Genomic DNA, 20,471 nt, shown 5'->3' with positions numbered 1-20,471 from the left:
ATTTTAAAAGAGAAAATTATTAGTTGCTTATAAGATTTATTTTGATAGCAACGATTAGTATATATAATTAAAAATTTTTCATAGTTAAATAGGTTTAGAGGTAAGATGGAAAGGGCGTTTCTTCTAGAGACGCCACTTTTTAAAAAGCTAAGCTTTTTGTGAAGTTGATTGAGGAGTTGAAAAAACTTAGTTTATTGATTTGAATAGTTATTTTTCATAGTTAAATAGGTTTAGAGGTAAGACGGGAAAGGGCGTTTCTTCTAGAGACGCCTCTTTTTAAAAAACAATTAGAGAATCGAGGTAGTGAGAGAGATTGAGTAGTATTCTTCTAATTTTTTAAATATTAAAGTGCAGTTATTTTTCATAGTTAAATAGGTTTAGAGGTAAGACAATAAAGGACATGGCCATTGGTTATGTCCTTTTTTTATGCAGAAAGCCCTTTGTATCATCTACAAAGGGCTTTCTTATTTACTATTATGCTATTTCTGACGCTTAGTTTATCCTAAACGCTTACGGATTGCCTCATAAAGAATTACGCCAGTTGCTACGGATACATTTAAAGAACCCACACGGCCTACTAAAGGAATCGTAGCCAATTCATCTACAGAGCGCATTAAATCGTCTGAAATACCGTCTTCCTCAGACCCCATGATGATGGCTGTAGGAATAGAAAAATCAATATCGTAAATATTTTTTGATACTTTTTCAGAACAAGCGACTACTTGAATACCAGAATTTTGTAAATACCTGACAGTGTGAAATAAATTATCTTCTCTGCAAACAGGTAAAAAGTTTAATGCACCAGATGATGTTTTCATCGCATCGGCATTAATCTGAGCAGCACCTTTGGTTGGAATCACGATAGCATGAACCCCAGTACATTCGGCAGTACGAGCAATCGCCCCAAAGTTTCTTACATCAGTAATTCTATCTAATACTAAAATTAAGGGTACTTCGCCTTTTTCGTACACATCTGCTACTACATTTTCAAGTTTAGCATAATTGATGGCCGAGACAAAAGCAATAACGCCTTGGTGATTTTTACGGGTAATTCTATCTAGTTTTTCACTAGGTACTTTTTGAACAGGAATTCCTTTCAAACGCGCAAACTCTAGTACTTCTAAGCTGCCTAATTCTCTTTGAACCAGTATTTTGTCAATTTCTTTGCCAGAACGAATTGTTTCTAAAACTGATTGAATACCAAATACTATATCTTTATTTTCAGGTTTTGCTTGGTTGAAATATTTGAAGGGCTTTTTTTGTCCATCTGAATGGTTTTCCATTGTTGTTGTATTTAATTGATTATTAATTCTTATCGAGCGATAGTTCCTCTTATTTTTTGTAAAGTTCGGAAACTTTTCATTCTATTTTTAATTTTTGATGAAGAAACACAATAAGTGCTACTTTTTTACGTAAATAAGTACAGTTTAAGATAAACCTTTTAACAGATTTACTACCAGAAAATAAGCTTCTGCCTGTGCCCTAAACCTAGCCGTAGTGGTGCTTATTTATTAAACGGTTGTATTTTTCCAAAAAAATGTCTTATCTTTGCATTGTATCTGTGGAAATATACAAAATCGTTCTTTGAATTTACATTAATATAATCCTTTCTTTAACTGCTGTATTTCAGTAGCTTACTTATCGTTATTTCATTATCCTGATAAATACCAGGAAACAATTTCCACAGAAAAAATCCTAATTACTTAAATATTCAAACATTATTTTTTTTTGTTAAAGTTTCGTCTTTTTTCGAGTCACTCTTTAATTATTGTTCACGTAAGCCAAAAGAGGTTTACTTAAATCCCAAATCAAGGATATGAAAAAATTGATTAAATCGACAGTAACCGTTCTTTTATTGGGTTCTGTACTTTATGCTTGTAAGGTGAAACAGCAACAGAGTAGCCTTTCACACGAAATACAACAAGCGGTACTTCCCCACAAAAGCAATGCTTTACTTACAAAAATGTTAGCCAAAAGTTGGATAATAAATGTAGTGAATTATCAAGCTGACGCTCGTAGAAATGTATTATATGAACGAGGTGTCGCCGCTAATTTACATGATTATTCAAAGGAGGCTTTCAGATTAACAAGTGATGAAGAAGTAGATTATACGGATGGCGCTGGTAAAATTCACCATGGTACTTGGGCATTGAAGGATGATGATTCCAAACTATTGATGTCTTTTGAAGATGGAGAAGAAATACAATGGGATATCATTACAACCGATAAAAACCATTTGGATTTACATCTTGCCATTGATGCCAAAAAAGTAAAATGGAATATTCAAGACTTAAGTCAAATTGATATTCCAACTGCGGTTGTCTTTGCTGGCTTTTATGCTGGAATTGTAGATGAAGATACCCAGAAAGTAAATGTAACCTATCGGATGATGCCGAGAAGCTAAAAAAAAGAGCCATTTTTCGCATGAGAAATGGCTCTTTTTTTATAATAATTCTTTCGTAGGAGACCAGAAGAGTTCTTTAAAATGTTGGATTTTATCGTTTTTTACAATAATTCCTTCGGCTTCCAGTAACTCTTGCATTTTGTTGCCACCAAAAAAGGCTTTGCCAGTTAATACACCATTACGATTTACTACCCGATGGGCTGGTATTGAATCGTCTGTATGAGCAGCATTCATCGCCCAACCCACTATTCTAGCACCCCTTTTCCCTCCCAAGTATTCAGCAATGGCTCCATACGAACTTACTCTGCCAAATGGAATTAGCTTAACCACTTGATAAATATCATCAAAATTGTTTTCCATCTTATAATTGTTCTCTGTCTCTTGCTTCGTTCAAAAGCTCTTGATACCAAGCTTCGCCATATTTTCTGATTAATGGTTCTTTCAAAAACTTATATAGCTCAACACCCAGTTGTTCGCCATGAGAACAAGCATCTGAACAAATGTGCCAGCGGTCGTAGTTGAGGGCTTCATAATGCTCGTACTTCGTAATCCTGATAGGGTATAAATGGCAAGAAATAGGTTTTCTCCATGAAATCTTTCCATCAAAATAAGCCTGTTCTATCCCGCACTTCAACGTATTTCTATCATCATAAATAGCATAGGCACATTCTCTACCTTTGATAACAGGTGTTGAATAGTCGCCTTCCCAATCTTTTACATAAATGCCTTCTTCTTCAATCGTTTTAATTCCTTCTTGTGAGAGATAAGGCTTTACTTCTTGATAGACTTGATTCATAATAGATAGCTCATCATCATTAAGTGGAGCTCCCAAATCACCTTCCACACAACAAGCGCCCTTACATTTGATAAGATCACAAACGAAGAACTTTTCGATAATGTCGTCGCTAATGACTGTGTCTTCTATCAATATCATAATAAATTTTTATTTTCGTTTATATCTTAGCATGCATTTAACACCTTAGATAACGCAAAATTACAGTAAATTTTAATGTAATGACTGAAATTACAATAATTAACCCTTAATACTCCACTAATTTAAGACAAGGTATTTTTAGATATCTTTATTGAGATAATTAAATATTGAAGGTTTAATATTACTTTAGGTAAATTTTTTATCTTCATTAATTTAATATAAGCTATTAATCTTTTATTGGATTACAACTCAAGGAAATAAATCAATTATGTGGTAAATAGGATGGAAGCTTACTCTTTTCATGTTATTTCTCTTAGAATTTCTAAATTATGAACAAGTATTTTTTGGCGGTTTTAATGCTTTTTTCTTACACTTTATCTAGAGGTCAGTCTTTGCCTCGTAGTATTAAAGTTGGGTCTATCAACGTAAAATATGATAGTTATGCTAAGGGTATTATTGAAAAAGAAATACAGAGTTTAAACAATAACCGTAAATACCTTGATGTACTGGTGGATAAAATGGCAATACATTTTCCAGTCATAGAAAAGATTTTAGCTGATGCTGGTATCCCCGATGAAATAAAGTATTTGTGTGTACAAGAAAGTGTTTTTGACCCAGATGCCATCTCTATTTCTGGGGCAGTAGGTTACTGGCAATTTAAAAGTGAAACTGCCAAAGAAATAGGCTTGAGGGTAGATGGAATAGTAGATGAAAGAAAACACCTTGCGGCATCTACTAAAGCAGCCGCTATTTATCTGAACAGAAGTAATTCGTTGTTAAACAATTGGATGACTACCGTGCTTTCTTACCGAATTGGGCAGGGAGCTATCAAAAACCACCCAGCTACAGATTGGGCGAATAAAAAGGAAATTACGGTTACAAATACTACAGATTGGTATTTACTTCGTTTTTTGGCTCATCGCTATCTATTAGAGATTGAATACAACAAAGTAAAAAATAATGCTAAAAGTGATTTTTTATATGAGTATAGTAATAGTAGAGGCAAGAGCATTACTGAAATAGCGAACGAATTATCGGTAGCTCCTTCGGTGATAGCCGTGAATAATGTTTGGTTAAAAAGCTCATCAGTGCCTAAAGACAAAGACTATATTGTGTATGTACCGATGACTACACAGAAGTTTAAAGAATTGAGCCAGAACAATGCCAATCAAAAAAATGATGGCAATAAAAATAATACAAATGATTTAGGTTTTCCTGTATTGGTGCGTCTCACACAAGGGAATAGTAAAACAGAGCCTATTTATTTTGAGATTAATGGGAAAAAGGGAATAATGGCTATCGAAGGGGATACACCAGAAAGTATAGCACGCCGAGCAGATGTTAATCTGCATAGGTTTTTAAAATACAATGATTTGGATATTGATAGCAGAATTATTCCTAACGAAGTTTATTATCTAAAGAAAAAAGACCGCAAGGCAATGGTAGCGTATCATACTGTTCAGGATATAGAAACACTTTGGTCTATTTCGCAGATGTATGGCATTTATCTAGAAGACTTAATGGCAAAAAATAGAATAGCATCCTTACAGCGTTTACAAAAAGGAAGGCTATTATGGTTGATTGATACGAGACCAGATACGCCGATTCAATATGTGGAGATGCCTAAAGTGAACTCTGTTGAAAAAACAGTTATCGTATCGACACCTCCAAAACAAGTAGATACGACTAAATCTGTCGTAATTCTGGATAAACCAAAGGAGGAGAAGCCAACTGAAGTTCCCATTAAAGATAATAAGCCTTCAGGGTCGGGCGTAATTGATAATAGAGTTACTACCAAAGAGAGTACAGTGCCTGTAGTAAAAGATAATACTCAGGTCAGTGATAAAACAAGACCAATTTTTACTGACCCAGCAGGCCCTCCGAAAATTATTATAGAAGAAAAAATAGTAACTAAAGAGTTAAAAAATCATACAGTATTGGCAAAAGATACCTATTTCTCAATAGCTCAACTATATGATATGAAGATAGGTGAACTTTTAACCTTGAATGATTTAAGGCTTGATGAAAAACTACGTGTAGGACAAGTTATCAAAGTGTATAAGGTGAGGAGTACGCCTATTTCTGGAGCTTATGAAAGTGAAAAGAAATTGGATGGTAAAAAGGATGAGAAAGTTGCGGATGTAAAGGTTAAAGAAGCGACTGATAGAACGCCAACTATTATCAATAATCCTAGTAAGGTGTTGACAAAAGATGACCCTGCAAATACCAAGACTGAAATCCCTAGAATAATTACAAAAGAAGAAGTAGACAGAAAAAATTTAGAAGCGATTAAGAATTCTTCTAGAAATATCCACACTGTAAATGCTGGAGAGACACTTTATAGCATTGCTAAACTACATGGAGTTACTGTTGCCGACCTTAAAGCATGGAATGATTTAACTACTAATACTGTAGAAATAGACCAGCAATTATGGTTTTCTAAAAATAGCAGTAAATTCGTTGAAACAAGTGATTATGGGGCTGTTACGCCTAAGGCTATCAAGAAGGTAGTGAAGCCTAGTGAAAACAATATATACCATATCATGAAGGTAGGGGAAACAGTATTCAAGGTTTCACAAATATATGGTGTTACTGTAGAGCAAATTGTAAAATGGAATAACCTCAAGAATTTCTCAGTAAGCGTAGGGCAGAGGATATTGATTAAGAAGTGAGGAGGAGGAGACTTTAGGACTCTGGACTTTAAGACGCTAGATACAAGACTTTGAGACGTTAGACTTTAACACTAAGTACTTTAAGATGTTAGACATAAGATATAATATGCAAGCACATCTTTTGTCTTTTGTCTAGCGTCTTAAGTCTAAAAATCCTAAAGTCCTCCAGTCCTAAAGTCTCCTCATCTCTTCCTACAAATCATCAATCCATCTCTGATAGGCATCAGTATGTTTTCAGTTCTTGGGTCTTCATGACACATCTTATTGAAATCCAATAAGTTTTGAGTATCCCTATCAATCTTTTTATTAGGCTCAATATTAGCGACTTTTCCACTCCAAAGTACATTGTCAGCAATGATATAACCTCCCTTTCGTACTTTATCAAATACCAAATCGTAATATTTTTGATAACTCATTTTATCAGCATCAATAAAGACAAGATCAAATGTTTCATAAAGCATAGGAATGATTTCAGCCGCATCTCCAATTCTGTAATCTATCTTTTCCGCATAGTCGGATGACAAGAAAAATTGTTTTGTAAAGCTCTCCAATTCTTCATTGATATCAATAGTTATGATTTTCCCACCCTCAACTAATCCTTCAGCCAAACATAATGCAGAATAACCTGTATAAGTACCAATCTCCAAGATAGTTTTAGCTTGCAACATATGGGAAAACATTGATAACACTCTTCCCTGTAGATGCCCTGAAAGCATTCTAGATTGAAGGATTTTAGCATGTGTTTCTCTGTTAAGATTGGCTAATAATTCACTTTCTGGAGAAGTATGGCTTTCCGAATAATCATTGATATTTTTAGGTAAAAAGTCCATTGTGATAATTTTAAAAGATTATTATGATAAAACTTGCTGATAAAGTGATTGTAATTGTAAGGCAATATTTTCAGCAGAAAACTGAGCGACGTGTTGTTGTCCATCTAAAACCATTTGTTTCTGCATTGTTTTGTTGGATAAAACTTGTAAAATCTTGCTCGACAAATCGTTTACATCTGCTGGGTTTGCATATAAAGCACCTTTTCCGCCTGCTTCTTCCAAGCATGAACCAGTTGCCCCAATAACAGGAATCCCCGAATGGAGCGCTTCTAGAATAGGAATGCCAAAGCCTTCGAATAGCGAAGGATAAACAAACAAGGATGCGCCTTGATACAAAGCTGGTAAGTCTGCAAAAGGCACTTTGTTAAATATTTTGATATTGCTAAGTGAATGTTCCAATATATACTCCTCAAGCTGTTTTTGATAGACTGATTTTCCTCCTACTAATATTAATTCATAGTCTGAAAGATGTAATTTGTGAAATGCTTTTACGAGTAATAACTGATTTTTTCGTTCGGTAATAGTAGCTACACAAAGCAGGTATTTTTTATGAATATTGTATTTAGCTTTACCCGCTTCAATGTCTTCCTCACTAAGTTTTTCCTTAAAAACATCATCGGAATCTTGATAAACTACGGCAATCTTTTCTGGATTAATTTGGTAGTATTCAATAATATCCCGTTTGGTTTGTTCACTAATAGCGATAACCAAATCTGCATATTGACAAGCTTTCTTGAATTTCAACTGGTAAATAAACCTATCGAAGGCTGGGTATAGGTTTGGGTAACGCTCAAAAATCAAATCGTGGATGGTTACAATAGCCTTGATGTTGTTTCTTTTTAAACCAATAGGCAATTCATTACTAAGTCCATGAAATACCTCGATACCATCTTTTTTTAAATCAGTAGTAATCAAAAAACTTCTCCAGAAAGATTTCAGTTTTTTGAAAGTCGGCATTCTGAGATTGAAATTAAGAGAAGGTGTCGTTAGGTATTTTTCAGTAAAGGGAGCTGTGCTTACCTTAGGAGTGTAGGCAAAATAAGTATTTTTAGTGCTATATTTTAAAAGAGCATCAATGATAAATCGGCTATAATTTCCTAAACCCGTATTATTGTTAAAAGCTCTTTTGGCATCAAACCCGATTTTCATTTTTATTAAATAATTGGTGGATAGTGATTTGTTTTAACTTTTGAATCAAATGAAAATAAATTTCAGAGATTTCTGCACAAAATTACCTTGAATTGGGTTAAATAAAAATGAGAATGATTTGTTTCGCAAATTATACCAATATATCACTAGTACAGAATGCTAGTGACGAATATTTTAACACTATTTGTTTTATGATATAACAAGGCTTAAAATTACTTAACTTTGTATTTAAATTAGATTATATTTTATAAAAAACGAGCAATATATTATGGATAAAATTGCTTGTAAATGATACGCATGTTAGAAATAGAAGAATATAGATTATCGAATGGCATTAGAGTAGTACATCGACAAGTAACACATACAGCGATTTCACACATTGGAATCATGTTGGATATGGGGAGTCGTGATGAGAAAGCTCATCAGCAAGGCTTGGCTCACTTTTGGGAACACATGGCTTTTAAAGGTACTAAAAAGCGTACGTCATTGCAGATTATCAACCGATTAGAAATAGTTGGAGGAGAATTGAATGCCTATACTACGAAAGAGAAAATCTGTTTTCATGCTTCTATTCTGACTCCTCACTATGAACGTGCACTAGAATTATTAGCAGATATCACCTTTCATTCTAGTTTTCCAGATAAACAAGTAGAGCGTGAGCGAGGCGTTATTTTAGAAGAAATGGCGATGTATTATGACTCACCAGAAGATGCTATCCAAGATGATTTTGATGAAATTGTCTTTGCTAATCATCAATTGGGAAAAAATACATTGGGAAATCAGGAAAGCGTTTCGAATTTCAATAAAAAAGATTTATTTGACTTTATCGCTGAGAATCTTGATACTGAAAGAATTATTTTTTCGTCTATCGGTAATTTGCCTTTTAAAAAAGTAATACAGCTAGTTGAGAAGTTTTTAAAAGATATTCCTGCTAAATCTTCTAATTTAATCAGGATTCCTCCAACAGATTATAAACCTCAGAATATCAGCATTACAAGAAGTATTACCCAAGCCCATGTTGCTATCGGAAGAACATCATTCGCATTGGCAGACGATAAGCGATTACCCTTCTTTATGTTGGTCAATTTATTAGGAGGGTTTGGGATGAATTCAAGGTTGAATCTGGCTGTACGCGAACGCAATGGCTTGGTGTATGCCATTGATGCTGGCTACACGCCTTTTATTGATACGGGATATTGGGGGATTTATTTTGCTACCGAAGTAAAACGATTGAATAAAGTAAACGATTTGATTTTGAAAGAGTTGAAAAAGTTGAGAGATATTACCTTAACTAAAACTCAGCTACAAAATACCAAAGACCAGTTAATGGGGCAAATGGCGATGTCGGAAGAAGGGAATATGAGTTTCATGTTGATGATGGCCAAAAGTCTTTTAGACATTGATAGAATAGATAGTCTTGATTATTTATTTGAGCAAATCAAGAAAGTATCGGCTAGTCAATTACAAGATTTAGCCAACGAAATGTTTCAAGAAAAAGACTTGAGCTATTTGACATTTTTGCCCGAGTAATTAATGAAGCTGTTTAAACTTTCCGTTTCTTAGGTGAAAGTATTGTATTTTTGAATTTATTTTTTCAAAATTTGGGAAGCATAGCATCGATACGTTGAGTAAATTTTGGAACAAGCTATTCTAAAAGACTTAGTTTAACCCGAAAGGGAAAGTTTAAACAGCTTCAATATTATATAAAAATTTAATTGCCTTAAAGTTGTTATCTTTAAAGCTGTAGACACTTGCATTTATATATCCACATTCCCTTTTGTAGACAAGCTTGTCATTATTGTGATTTTCATTTTAGCACTTCGTTAAAGTTAAAAAGGGAAATCATCATAGCGATTTGCCAAGAAATAAAACTTCAGAAGGATTATCTTCAACATAAGGAATTACAAACGATTTACTTTGGCGGAGGTACGCCTTCATTGTTGGATGAGCATGATTTAGCCTTGATTTTTGAAACAATTTATCAATGTTTTAGCGTAAATGAAGGTGCAGAGATTACTTTAGAAGCGAATCCAGATGATTTGACAAAGGAAAAAATAATACTTTTTCAACGGTTTGGTATTAATCGAATGAGTATTGGGATTCAATCATTTAACGAAAATCATCTGAAGAAAATCAATAGGATTCATACTGCTCAGGAAGCTGAAACCTGTGTTAAGTTGTCTCAAGATAGCGGTATTCATAATTTAACGGTCGATTTAATCTATGCTATTCCTTCGGAAAGTCACGCTATTTTTGAAAATGACTTATTGAAAGCTACTAACCTTGGGCTTAATCATATTTCTGCTTATTGTTTGACAATAGAACCTAAAACTGTTTTTGGGAAATGGCTGAAACAAGGGAAAATTGAAGTAATCAATGATGAGTTTGCTAGTCAACAATTCGAGATATTAGTCAAACATTTAGCGGATAATGGTTTTGAGCAATATGAAATTTCTAATTTCGCTCGGAATAATCAATATGCAAGGCATAATACCAGTTATTGGAAACAGGAAGAATATTTAGGAGTTGGGCCTTCGGCTCATAGTTTCAACCATCAAAGTCGCCAATATAATAGTGCTAATAATGCTCAATATTTAAAATCATTGGAGAAAGGTCTCGTTCCAACGACTATTGAGTTACTGACCAACGAAGATAGAATCAATGAATATTTACTCACAGGACTAAGAACAAAGTGGGGATGTGATATAGAAAAGCTCAATCAATTGTTAGGAAATGATTTCCTTGATTATCAAAAAGATATTCTTGCAGGTCAATTTGTAGAAAAACTTATTTATCTTAAAGACGATACGCTGCTGATTACAGAAAAAGGAAAATTGTTTGTAGATAGAATTGCCTCAGATTTATTTATCGCTTAAATTTTTAACTCTTTTTTATTAATCAGAAATACGTTTCTACGAAACATCGTAAATTTGTATTATAATTCTTTCTTTGTACTGTTTATTGAAGCGTAAATAGAAAAGAATTAATAGTCAATAAAAATTAATCGTGATATTACATGGCAAAAAATACGTTCAGAACTCCTCCGCCAGAAGAGAACTCAAATTTAAACCCCAACTTATTCCAATCTTCATGGAAGACCTTTGGGATATTTAATAGACGCCATCCCATTTTTCAATATATAGCTTCCCTTTTTATTAAGTTCTTGATTTACTTTATCTCTATTACCCTAGCGTGGGTATTGGTATTAAAGTTTGTTCCGATTTGGGTAACCCCAACTATGATAGACCGTAAAGTAACAGCATTGTTTGATGGAAGAGATTCGGAAATTCATTCAGATTGGGAACCTTATGAAAATATTTCTAAAGAGGCAGCCTTAGCTGTAGTAGCTTCTGAAGACCAGCTATTCCCTCAGCATTTTGGCTTTGATTTCAATGCGATGTGGGGTGCCTTTCGCTATAATTTAAAGGGAAAAAAAATAAAAGGAGCAAGTACTATTTCGCAACAAGTAGCTAAAAACGTTTTTCTTTGGCAAGGACGCAGCTATGTCAGGAAAGTATTAGAAGTGTATTTTACATTTCTAATCGAAATCGTATGGGGTAAACAAAGAATTTTAGAAGTCTATTTGAATGTGGCTGAAATGGGGAAAATGACTTTTGGGGTTGAAGCCGCATCTTTGCGCTATTATGGGCACAATGCTAAGTCAATCACCAGAACAGAAGCTGCCAGAATCGCAGCCGTTTTGCCAAGCCCTAATAGGTTTTCAATTTCGAATCCTTCAAAGTATGTTCAACGAAGAACTAACTTTATCACTCGCCAAATGAGAGGACTAGGAGGGAAAGCTTACATCGCTGAGTTATAGAGATAAACAAATGGTTGATTTAGAGAGTCGATTTTTAAAATACTTTCTAAATTAATCATAAGCGATTAAATTATATTTATCAACTAACTTCATCACTCTATCGGCATAATACTTACCGCCTTTATGAGAATACCCTTTCTCGCCAATTGAATAAACAAAAGTATAGGCTGCTGAATATTTTTCTACCCCTGCTGCTAATTGTCCTCTGTAAAATTTAGGTATATCGCTGTAATCACGTTTCCATTGACCTGTTTTGTGTAAGAAGATTTCTTCTACCAAAAAAGTCATACAATCTCTTCTAGAATTAAAGCGTTTGTACCAGTTATCAGGACGATTCTCTTCATCGTAGATATATTGACCAATGTCAGTAACTCTTATAATTCCAACTTTTCCTTGATGTTCATCAGGCTGACCTTTCAGCTGATATGCATTTGAAGGATTTCCCCACCATTGTTTGATGCCTAAGAAGTTGTTAGCATATACTGCATTTCTGCTAAAGCCATAACCGCTTTCTAAAGCAGACATCGCAATGATTATGCTAGCAGGAACTTGATATTTTTGAGATAAATACTGAGCATCTTGACTGATGTCCGAAATGAAATTACGAGCTTCGTCAGCCGTAGGATGTCCGATGGCTGTCGTATAAACATTTTGGTTTGTTCCCAGAGGGTCTTCATTTGGAGTAGGAGGGAACTTGAACGAAGTAGTAAAATTGTCTGAATATTGATACTTCGGTAGCATTCTATCACGCGATAGATTTTCATCAATCGAGGCATATAGCTTGTTATTCCTACCTGTATTAGTGCGTTCTAGAATGGTAACATTGTTATCAAATGTTTTACCAGAGACTACGATTTGTCCGTATGATACATTGACCGTATCATGCCTAGCAGATATTCCGACAAATTTTAATTGTTTAACACCTGGGTAACTGAAAAGGAACCTGAATACGGCCTTATTCGATTCAACCATCGCTGTGCCTAAACTTTTATTATCAGAATATACTTTTACTCTATGTACATTATCTCCAACACGGAAGATAAAGCTTACATCATCGCCAACTTGTACTTTTTTTTCATAGTCAACATTAAATACAAATCGATTAATTTTATTTGATGGAGTAAATGCAAATAAAATAAAACCCAGTAATAAGATGCCTATTACTTGGTTAATAAAACTGGTTTTTACCATTGTTAATGATTTGTTAGATTTTTTGGATTTTAACTCAGCGGCGGATAAGAATAATCCTTTTGTTAATCTTAACAAAAAAGAATTGTGCCTAACTTTTTATCTCATTAAGCACAACGCAATATAGAAACTTTTGTTTAAAATTTTACTTAGTTGCGATATAAAAAAAGTCAAAACATTCCTCTGCATCATCAGATAAAAAATAATCTTGATAAGTAATACCTGTTACTAATTGATTATCTGATTGTTGAATAAGATTTCTACTCATTCTGTTAGCAATATCATAGGGTATCTGCAACATCCATCTAGGCAGACGATACTGTAAATTAAAAATATCAAATCGGGTAATTTTTTCTACAGAGCGTTTATTTTCTTCATAATAGCTCATTACCTTCTCATTACCATGCACTCCTTGTGTTTTGATACTAGCAAAATGCTTAAGAATAAGATTTTTAAGTTCCGATGCTAGGTATTCTCTAACATGCCAAGGGTTTCTTGAAAGAGAGTACTTCTTATTAACAGTTGTCAAAATAAGCTTTCCACCCGGTTTCAATACTCTATGAGCTTCCTTGATAAATTCATTATCGTCTTCAATATGCTCGATTACCTGAAAAGTAACGATATAATCAAAAGTATTGTCAGCTAGTCCTTTTAATGGGGGTAAAAACATATCAATAAATTTGAACGAAGGATATTGAGCCGTTAATTGATTCATCAAAGGCTCATTTTTATCAACGCCTGTATAGTTTGAAACAGACGGAGCTAAAACAGCTACTCCTCTTCCTGTTCCACAGCCAATTTCTAACAAGTTTCCAGAAACAATTTTAGCGGCTTCAATGTAGGGAAATAATAATCGTTGATGAACAGGATTATCTGAAATAATTTCTGAAGAAGCAATCTCGGTTGTTTTATACATGATATTGAGTAAAAAAGGAATTTGTACTTTAAAATCTTTAAATTTTTTATGTTTTAGTAATAATAAGCTTGTAATCAATTGTTTACATAGCCCACTAGTCGTTTTTAGTGAATGGCTTTTCCGATTGTAAATCTTTTAATTAAAAATAATTTTTAATTTTATTCCAAATTTAAGGCATTTGCTTGACATGAGGAAAATACTTGTTAAATTGAATTCGTTATAAACTCAAAACTTCGTTATAGCATCTAATTAATTGACGTTTTTATTTGTGTCAACATTTCTAATATTTATCAATGCAATTAGCTCCCAAGCTAGTAGCTATTCATTTAAACTGATGAAAAAAATACTTCTTATTATACCGATTATAATGTTTTTGGCAGGTTGTAGTCCCACTTCACCTAAAAAAGGCAAAGAACAAAGTGATAATAAAGTGCTTTTACAGAGATTTCTAAGTAAAAGTAGATTTTTAGATAATGGTACTTCAATAAGGATTTTTTTAAGTATTGATATTGATAGAACATTTACGTTGGCAGAAGCAACCAAAGATTTTGCCATTGCCTATAATCTTTATCCAGACTATAATTCAAAACAAACAAGTTTGGGAAATGGTAACGTAGCTATTACCGCGGAAAATGCTAGTCAGGAAGGAGGATTATTCACTGTTTGGTTTGATATTCCTAAACCTAAAGATTTACTAACAGGCTTGGCTCTTACTGAAATAAGGGATTTGAGAACAGGGAATAAAATCTTAAATGATTGTTTCCTAAGATTTCAATCGGGCAAATCAAGTGATTATTTTATGTTTTTCAATAAAAATGGAAAAACGCCCATTGCAAGAAATTACTTCACTGTTCAAGATACTGTCATGCTAAAAAGCCTTTCAGGCAAACAGCAGACGTTTAAAGTTTTTAAATATCGTTATGAATTTGAGGCGGCCATTTCGCCGATGTCTACTACGCCAAGAGCGGCCACCAAAAGCCTTTATGTAGATTCTTCTTTTACGGTGGCAAGTAATCAGCCCATCACCCTAAAGAGTGATGCACTTTATTATTTTACGAGAGATACCACAGAATCTTATGGAATAGGGATGGTAGTGTCAGATAAGCGATTCCCGAAAGTTACTCGTCCAGAGAAGCTAGTGAGACCTTTGATTTATGTAAGTACTAATGCTGAAACAAGCGATTTGTATAATTCTAAAGACCCTAAGCGTTCGTTAGATAATTATTGGTTAAATATCATGCAAGGAAACCAAGGAACAGCCAAAAGAACGATCAAGTCTTTCTATCAAAGAGTAGAACAAGCCAATAGGCTTTTTACAAGCTATAAAGAAGGCTGGAAAACGGATAAAGGGATGGTATATATCGTAATGGGCGACCCAACCAGAATTACGCGTACTAAAGACAAAGAAGTGTGGACATATACACGTAATAGCCAATACTCAGAAGTGAATTTTACTTTTACTAAAAGGGCTAATCAATTTGCTGACGACCATTATGAACTACAACGTTATGCAGAATACCAATCCATCTGGTTTCCAACAGTTGAACAATGGCGAAATGGAGATAAAATTTAAGTATAAAACCATTTTGAAGAATGCTCAATTATCATTTCAATGATAAAGGAATGCAGTTCTTCAATTAATATACTATCATGAACCCACCTAAAGTTATCCCTTGGGTGGGTTTATTGTTTCTTCCCGTTTGTTTATACTACATTCTTTAATTTACCCAGCTTCCTTTTTGTTTCTGCCGTATATTCTTCCAAATGTTACCTAAAATAAATCCCCTCCGTATATTTTATAATTATTAACAGTAATTATAGAAATTCATTTTCTAAATCATTTTTTTTAGCTTGCCATTAGAGTTCCTCCTCCTTTAGAAGGAATCTTGAAGAAGTACAATTTTTACAAATATTGATAAAGCTACTTAAGATTAAGGAGAATGCCCTTGCGAATAGATGTTATCTAAATGGATGTCTTAAATGAAACACTTTATGTTTTATACAAAATCTAATGAATACCTTTTGTATAGTTGAGTACTTTATTAAAGGTATTTTGATTAAAGGCAATGCATAAGTTTTGTTTTAAATAGAAAATAACGAATAATATTTCGAATAGGACTATTTTGGTGCGTTATAGATAATATTTATATTACTATTTTGATATTGAATAATATAATTTAGATAAAATATACCGCTTAATAATTTTTTTATATGAAAATCGAAATTTGTTCTTACTTTTGACTTAGAAGAATGCAAAAATTCTAAGTTTCATCTAATTACTTGTAATTTTAATTCTTTAATATGTCTAAACGCTATCTAACTTTCATGCTATTTCTTTTTGCATTTTATCTATGCAAGAGTGAAGGTGTTTATGCTATAGACGATTCAACAAACGTTCATAAACATAATGTTTCAATAGGATTATCAATAGGTACTATTGGTCCTAGTATTGAAGTGGCTACTAATATTTCAAAAAATAATCGTTTTTTTGGTAGGCTTGGTACTAGTTACTTACAATACCAGAATCTTTTCAAAGTAGATCTTAATAGTAAATCAACTATTAATGTTGAACCTGATTTAAAATTCAACCAAATTTTCTTAGCGGCTGACTATTACCCTTTCAAAAAGAGTAGTTTCCACCTATTTCTTGGAACTAGTTATATATACAAGTTTAATGTATCGTCTTTTATAGATACTGACACGGGTATTAATATTGATGGAGTAGAAGTAAATGCGGAGGATTTTGGAGAAATCAATTTACGAATCGATTGGAATAAAATTGTACCCTTTGTAGGATTAGGCATTGGTAGGGTAGTACCTAGAAGAAGAGTTGGATTTAACTTTGAATTAGGGTGTTATTACATGGGAAAACCCAAAATCGTTAGCAATTATTTTGGTGTGCTTGATACTACTAATGCTGATGAACTCATTCCAATTATCGAGAGAAATATAAAAGACTATTCTTTTTTACCTTTTATTAATTTTAAGTTGAAGTTCAGAATTAACAAGACCAAACAATAGATTAACAGATTTTATACTTTTTAAGCATCTTATTCATCTTTTAGAAATAGAAACAAAGTCCTAAAATCAAAAATGAAAATCTTTGGATATTCCATAATGTTGATTTTTATTATAAGCTCATTATATGCTTGTAATAATCCTTTGGAAGACGTGTCTATAAAAATAAAAGATCCGCTTACATCATCTGCTATTAATTTAACCTATAAAAATGCCGTATCGACTGATACTACATTGATACCTAAACAAATAAAATTTACTTTTTTAGGTGACGATGCAGAAGGAATTGTGAGTTCAGTGGGCAATAAAAAAATTAATATTAGTCGCGAAGGTCTATTAGGCATTGCTATTGCACCAGATTACGCAAAAAGACCAGCCAATATTAAAGTAGTTGCTAGTTTAGAGGGTTATCTAACCGATATTAATTATATAACCCTAGCTAATACAGCTAATATTAATAGAACTATCAGAATGTTCAATATCAGTAACTTACCTAAAGGGATGAGTGTTGATATTAAAAAAATAGAAAGTTCAAGCGTTGAATCTACTACCACTACTTTAAAAACGAATGGGAAAAATGAACAGGTTAGTCTTGTTTTAAATGCTGGCACAAATTTGTTAGCACAAAATACTGAAAAATTATCAGGACAATTCACGTATACATTAACTCATTTTGAAAATATAGCAAGAGATTTTGTTCCTTCTAATTATACTATTTATCAGGCAGTTGGTCTTGATAATAAAGAGATATCACCATTTGAGTTAGTTCCTTATGGCTTCTTTTCTTTAAAAGCCATGAACGAAAAGTTTGATGAAGGAAGCAACCTTTCAAAGAGTACGAGCGTAAGTATAGAGATTAGCAATAATAGTTATCATACTAATGGGCAAGCCCTAAAAGAAGGAGATGTCATACCATTTTGGGGTTATATCAATAATGTCTGGAAAATGTTAGGTAATCCCGCCATTAAAAAAAATAGCAATGGTAAATTGTATGTTAGTGCAAACATAACAGCTTTGACGTACTATGCACTAGGTGAAATGATTCCAGTTTGTGTTAAAGGACCAACAATTAAAGTTACTAGTTCCAATAATGGATTAGATATTTATCATTATTGTCGTTTAATTGAAGTTAGTTCAGGAAAGAATATTGGAGATTTATATATTAGTTTGAACAATGGTGCTGTATATCCTTTGGCAGGTAGAAGAAAGAATACAGTATATTTGCAAGTATTTAACTTTAATAATCAATTTGGAGGCGATTTATCTAAACCAATTTTTCAGTCTCAGCCATTTGATTTGTGTGACGAGAAAACAATACCAGTTAACATTGTTGCTCCTCCGCCACAGCCAGTCAATGTAGAATTGATTATAGAATGCCCTAAAGGACAAGTTGTAAACGAACCAGCAGTACCAGTTAAAATTGATATTCAATTTCAGCCTCAAGGAGCAGCAGCGAATGATTGGAGAGATTTGATGACCTTAACCAGAACTCAACGCTCTGGTAGTACTTATAAATTAAAAGTAGGCGGTACTTATTCAATTAGAGCCTCACCAAACCCAGCACAAGGCTGGATATTTTACAAAAGAGATACATTGATTAAAGATGTAAATTATCGTTTCTATATTGATAACAAAGAATTTTGTAAGTAGGGTGAGTGTCTGGACAAGATATTTTGATTGAAAATAAAAATATATGTACATGATTTTATCTAATAGAATAATTTGTTTTATTAAAAGAGGTTTTGCAAATTGTTAATTGAATACAGTTATACGTACTTTTACATAAAATAAGCATTTAATCAAGATTAATTTAGCATACAAATAATTCGCTTACAATACTAAAAAATATCCGATTTGATGAAAATTTTTACTAAACTGTCAATCTTCTGGTTATTAGTACTCTGTTTTGCTTTTCAAGCAAAAGCACAGATAGTATATGAACCTAATTATAAAACAGTTTATGGGTATCTATCCAGATTGGCTCAAAAAGGAGTAATAGACTTAAACGACGTCACGCTACCCTTGCCTAGAACATATATTAGTGGCAAGTTGGACTCTCTAAATAATCATCATGAGTTATTGGCAAGTTTGGAAAAAGAAGAATTAGTCTTTTATCTGAAAGAATATACCATTGAACGCAATCTGACCAAAGAAATAGAAGCAGATAAAGCCTTTAAAAGTATTTTTCATACGAATGAAAACGATAGATTTAGGGTTGCGGCTTATCAAGACAAGCAATTCTCATTTAATCTTCAACCAATTGTTGGTTATCAATTAGAAAACATCAATAGTACGACTATTAACCAGCGTTGGATAGGAGCTTGGATGTATGGTTATTTAGGAAAGAGTATTGGTTATAGTGTTGATTTTCGTAACAACCAATTGAATAATTTATTTCCTGGATATGACTACTTAAGAAACTTTAATGCAGAACCGGGTAGAATAGGAGATTTATTAGTGGGAGGGAAAAGATTCGATTATAGTACCATTAATGCAGCTATTACAGCAAAATGGAAATGGGGAAGTGCTACTTTTGGTAAAACTGCTTTGAATTTTGGTTATGGAGTGGGTGGAAAAATAATTTTGTCGGATAAAGCTCCGTCATACCCACAGGTGCGATTAGATATTAATCCAGTAAAATGGCTATCGTTTACTTATGCACATGCTTGGTTAAACTCTAATTTGATTGACTCATCGTCAATTTACAAAACATCTGTTAAAGGAAGCAATCAATTTGAATATCGTGGTAAATATTTGGCTTTTCATGCCTTAACATTTAAACCACTAAAAGGATTAAGTCTTTCAATAGGAGAATCTGCTATTTATAATGATAATGTTAAAATTGGTTATTTAATACCAATTGCTTTATTTCAAGGCATGAATCATTATCTGGGAGAAGCAACTAGTGGACAAAATGCCAGCAATACAATATCTAACTCTCAGTTTTTTTTACAATTTAGTTCAAGAAATCATATTCCTAAAACACATCTATATGCTAGTTTTTTTGTTGATGAAATAGAATTTTCATTAACTGGAGGAAATGCTATAGAACGTAATAATAGAAACCACACGGCCTATCAAATAGGAGCAAGTGTAGCAGATTTTCCTATCAATAATTTGCACTTAACACTTGAATATTCTAAAATACAGCCTTTTACGTATATCCACTTTATACAGGCACAGACTTTTGAAAGTAGTAATTATAACTTAGGACATTGGATTGGACCTAATGCTGACCTACTTTTTGCTCAGTTACATTATAGAGTCATAAGAGGATTAGATGTTAAGTTTATTTATAACTATATCAGAAAAGGAGCCATAGGAACAGGAGCACAGCAGGTAGATTTTAAGACAAGTTATCCTTTTTTATGGGGCACTGGTAATAAGTATAGCTATATACAAGCACAGCTTCAATATGAATTTATACATGATTTATTTTTTAGAGTAAATTATCAAAGTGACAATAACCCAAGCGTTACCACTACAGAAAAAAATAGTAGTATATCAATGGCTATAAATTATAGTTTCTAGTACAAATCC

At 33.1% G+C, this 20,471-nt stretch carries 16 protein-coding genes; 9 read left to right on the top strand and 7 right to left on the bottom strand.

What is annotated here, in order from left to right; translation table 11 throughout:
• Window positions 1–497 precede the first annotated feature (497 nt).
• On the bottom strand, window positions 498–1,283 hold the full coding sequence (rlmB, locus tag AC07N0_RS11660; protein WP_494589303.1) for a 23S rRNA (guanosine(2251)-2'-O)-methyltransferase RlmB: 786 nt from the start codon (window positions 1,281–1,283) through the stop codon (window positions 498–500).
• Window positions 1,284–1,816: 533 nt separating this feature from the next.
• Here rlmB and AC07N0_RS11655 point away from each other — a divergent pair.
• Window positions 1,817–2,404 carry a lipocalin family protein gene (locus AC07N0_RS11655; protein WP_494589302.1) on the top strand — a complete coding sequence of 196 codons (588 nt, stop codon included), beginning with the start codon at window positions 1,817–1,819 and terminating at the stop codon, window positions 2,402–2,404.
• 39 nt (window positions 2,405–2,443) lie between these two features.
• On the opposite strand, the gene AC07N0_RS11650 is transcribed toward AC07N0_RS11655, so the two are convergent.
• Window positions 2,444–2,764 (bottom strand): MGMT family protein, encoded by a 321-nt coding sequence (locus tag AC07N0_RS11650; protein ID WP_492799900.1) that lies wholly within the window; start codon window positions 2,762–2,764, stop codon window positions 2,444–2,446.
• A gap of 1 nt (window position 2,765) precedes the next feature.
• Window positions 2,766–3,338 carry a DUF3109 family protein gene (locus tag AC07N0_RS11645; protein ID WP_492799899.1) on the bottom strand — a complete coding sequence of 191 codons (573 nt, stop codon included), beginning with the start codon at window positions 3,336–3,338 and terminating at the stop codon, window positions 2,766–2,768.
• A gap of 329 nt (window positions 3,339–3,667) precedes the next feature.
• On the opposite strand from AC07N0_RS11645, the gene AC07N0_RS11640 reads away from it, so the two are divergent.
• A complete protein-coding gene (locus AC07N0_RS11640) occupies window positions 3,668–6,010 on the top strand; it encodes a LysM peptidoglycan-binding domain-containing protein (protein ID WP_494589301.1) in 2,343 nt (780 codons plus the stop codon).
• A gap of 182 nt (window positions 6,011–6,192) precedes the next feature.
• On the opposite strand, the gene AC07N0_RS11635 is transcribed toward AC07N0_RS11640, so the two are convergent.
• Together AC07N0_RS11635 and AC07N0_RS11630 are read right to left on the bottom strand one after the other, a co-directional pair.
• Complete coding sequence (locus tag AC07N0_RS11635) at window positions 6,193–6,840, bottom strand: O-methyltransferase (protein ID WP_494589300.1); 648 nt, start codon at window positions 6,838–6,840, stop codon at window positions 6,193–6,195.
• A gap of 21 nt (window positions 6,841–6,861) precedes the next feature.
• Complete coding sequence (locus AC07N0_RS11630) at window positions 6,862–7,989, bottom strand: glycosyltransferase family 4 protein (protein WP_494589299.1); 1,128 nt, start codon at window positions 7,987–7,989, stop codon at window positions 6,862–6,864.
• Window positions 7,990–8,286: 297 nt separating this feature from the next.
• On the opposite strand from AC07N0_RS11630, the gene AC07N0_RS11625 reads away from it, so the two are divergent.
• From AC07N0_RS11625 to mtgA, 3 genes are all read left to right on the top strand, one after another.
• Window positions 8,287–9,519, top strand: coding sequence for a M16 family metallopeptidase (locus AC07N0_RS11625; RefSeq protein ID WP_494589472.1), 1,233 nt, complete (start codon window positions 8,287–8,289; stop codon window positions 9,517–9,519).
• A gap of 221 nt (window positions 9,520–9,740) precedes the next feature.
• Complete coding sequence (gene hemW / locus AC07N0_RS11620; RefSeq protein WP_494589298.1) at window positions 9,741–10,865, top strand: radical SAM family heme chaperone HemW; 1,125 nt, start codon at window positions 9,741–9,743, stop codon at window positions 10,863–10,865.
• Window positions 10,866–11,005: 140 nt separating this feature from the next.
• Entirely contained in the window at window positions 11,006–11,809 is an 804-nt protein-coding gene (mtgA, locus tag AC07N0_RS11615) for a monofunctional biosynthetic peptidoglycan transglycosylase (protein ID WP_494589297.1), read from the top strand.
• A gap of 51 nt (window positions 11,810–11,860) precedes the next feature.
• Here the strand turns inward: mtgA and AC07N0_RS11610 are convergent, their stop codons facing one another.
• Window positions 11,861–13,000 (bottom strand): glucosaminidase domain-containing protein, encoded by a 1,140-nt coding sequence (locus AC07N0_RS11610; RefSeq protein ID WP_494589296.1) that lies wholly within the window; start codon window positions 12,998–13,000, stop codon window positions 11,861–11,863.
• Window positions 13,001–13,142: 142 nt separating this feature from the next.
• Window positions 13,143–13,913: a class I SAM-dependent methyltransferase gene (locus AC07N0_RS11605; RefSeq protein WP_492799892.1), complete on the bottom strand. Its 771-nt coding sequence runs from the start codon at window positions 13,911–13,913 to the stop codon at window positions 13,143–13,145.
• A gap of 334 nt (window positions 13,914–14,247) precedes the next feature.
• Here AC07N0_RS11605 and AC07N0_RS11600 point away from each other — a divergent pair, with 334 nt between their 5' ends.
• From AC07N0_RS11600 to AC07N0_RS11585, 4 genes are all read left to right on the top strand, one after another.
• Window positions 14,248–15,486 (top strand): GWxTD domain-containing protein, encoded by a 1,239-nt coding sequence (locus AC07N0_RS11600; protein WP_494589295.1) that lies wholly within the window; start codon window positions 14,248–14,250, stop codon window positions 15,484–15,486.
• A gap of 752 nt (window positions 15,487–16,238) precedes the next feature.
• Window positions 16,239–16,934, top strand: a complete 696-nt coding sequence (locus AC07N0_RS11595; protein WP_494589294.1) for a hypothetical protein — start codon at window positions 16,239–16,241, stop codon at window positions 16,932–16,934.
• Window positions 16,935–17,006: 72 nt separating this feature from the next.
• Window positions 17,007–18,581: a hypothetical protein gene (locus AC07N0_RS11590; RefSeq protein ID WP_494589293.1), complete on the top strand. Its 1,575-nt coding sequence runs from the start codon at window positions 17,007–17,009 to the stop codon at window positions 18,579–18,581.
• 207 nt (window positions 18,582–18,788) lie between these two features.
• Entirely contained in the window at window positions 18,789–20,462 is a 1,674-nt protein-coding gene (locus tag AC07N0_RS11585; protein ID WP_494589292.1) for a capsule assembly Wzi family protein, read from the top strand.
• The last annotated feature ends 9 nt before the right edge of the window (window positions 20,463–20,471 follow it).

The sequence above is a fragment of the Arcicella sp. GW821-FHT09D11 genome (genome assembly GCF_059416265.1).
The sequence above is the reverse complement of the archived record's forward strand: the minus strand, read 5'-3'. Positions and strand labels throughout refer to the sequence as shown.

Coding starts and splice junctions, on each gene's coding strand:
- AC07N0_RS11605 (WP_492799892.1), bottom strand. CDS start 13,913: ATGTATAAAACAACCGAGATTGCTTCTTCAGAAATTATTTCAGATAAT.
- AC07N0_RS11640 (WP_494589301.1), top strand. CDS start 3,668: ATGAACAAGTATTTTTTGGCGGTTTTAATGCTTTTTTCTTACACTTTA.
- AC07N0_RS11590 (WP_494589293.1), top strand. CDS start 17,007: ATGAAAATCTTTGGATATTCCATAATGTTGATTTTTATTATAAGCTCA.
- AC07N0_RS11650 (WP_492799900.1), bottom strand. CDS start 2,764: ATGGAAAACAATTTTGATGATATTTATCAAGTGGTTAAGCTAATTCCA.
- AC07N0_RS11635 (WP_494589300.1), bottom strand. CDS start 6,840: ATGGACTTTTTACCTAAAAATATCAATGATTATTCGGAAAGCCATACT.
- AC07N0_RS11625 (WP_494589472.1), top strand. CDS start 8,287: ATGTTAGAAATAGAAGAATATAGATTATCGAATGGCATTAGAGTAGTA.
- AC07N0_RS11600 (WP_494589295.1), top strand. CDS start 14,248: ATGAAAAAAATACTTCTTATTATACCGATTATAATGTTTTTGGCAGGT.
- AC07N0_RS11595 (WP_494589294.1), top strand. CDS start 16,239: ATGCTATTTCTTTTTGCATTTTATCTATGCAAGAGTGAAGGTGTTTAT.
- AC07N0_RS11655 (WP_494589302.1), top strand. CDS start 1,817: ATGAAAAAATTGATTAAATCGACAGTAACCGTTCTTTTATTGGGTTCT.
- AC07N0_RS11645 (WP_492799899.1), bottom strand. CDS start 3,338: ATGATATTGATAGAAGACACAGTCATTAGCGACGACATTATCGAAAAG.
- mtgA (WP_494589297.1), top strand. CDS start 11,006: ATGGCAAAAAATACGTTCAGAACTCCTCCGCCAGAAGAGAACTCAAAT.
- AC07N0_RS11585 (WP_494589292.1), top strand. CDS start 18,789: ATGAAAATTTTTACTAAACTGTCAATCTTCTGGTTATTAGTACTCTGT.
- AC07N0_RS11610 (WP_494589296.1), bottom strand. CDS start 13,000: ATGGTAAAAACCAGTTTTATTAACCAAGTAATAGGCATCTTATTACTG.
- AC07N0_RS11630 (WP_494589299.1), bottom strand. CDS start 7,989: ATGAAAATCGGGTTTGATGCCAAAAGAGCTTTTAACAATAATACGGGT.
- rlmB (WP_494589303.1), bottom strand. CDS start 1,283: ATGGAAAACCATTCAGATGGACAAAAAAAGCCCTTCAAATATTTCAAC.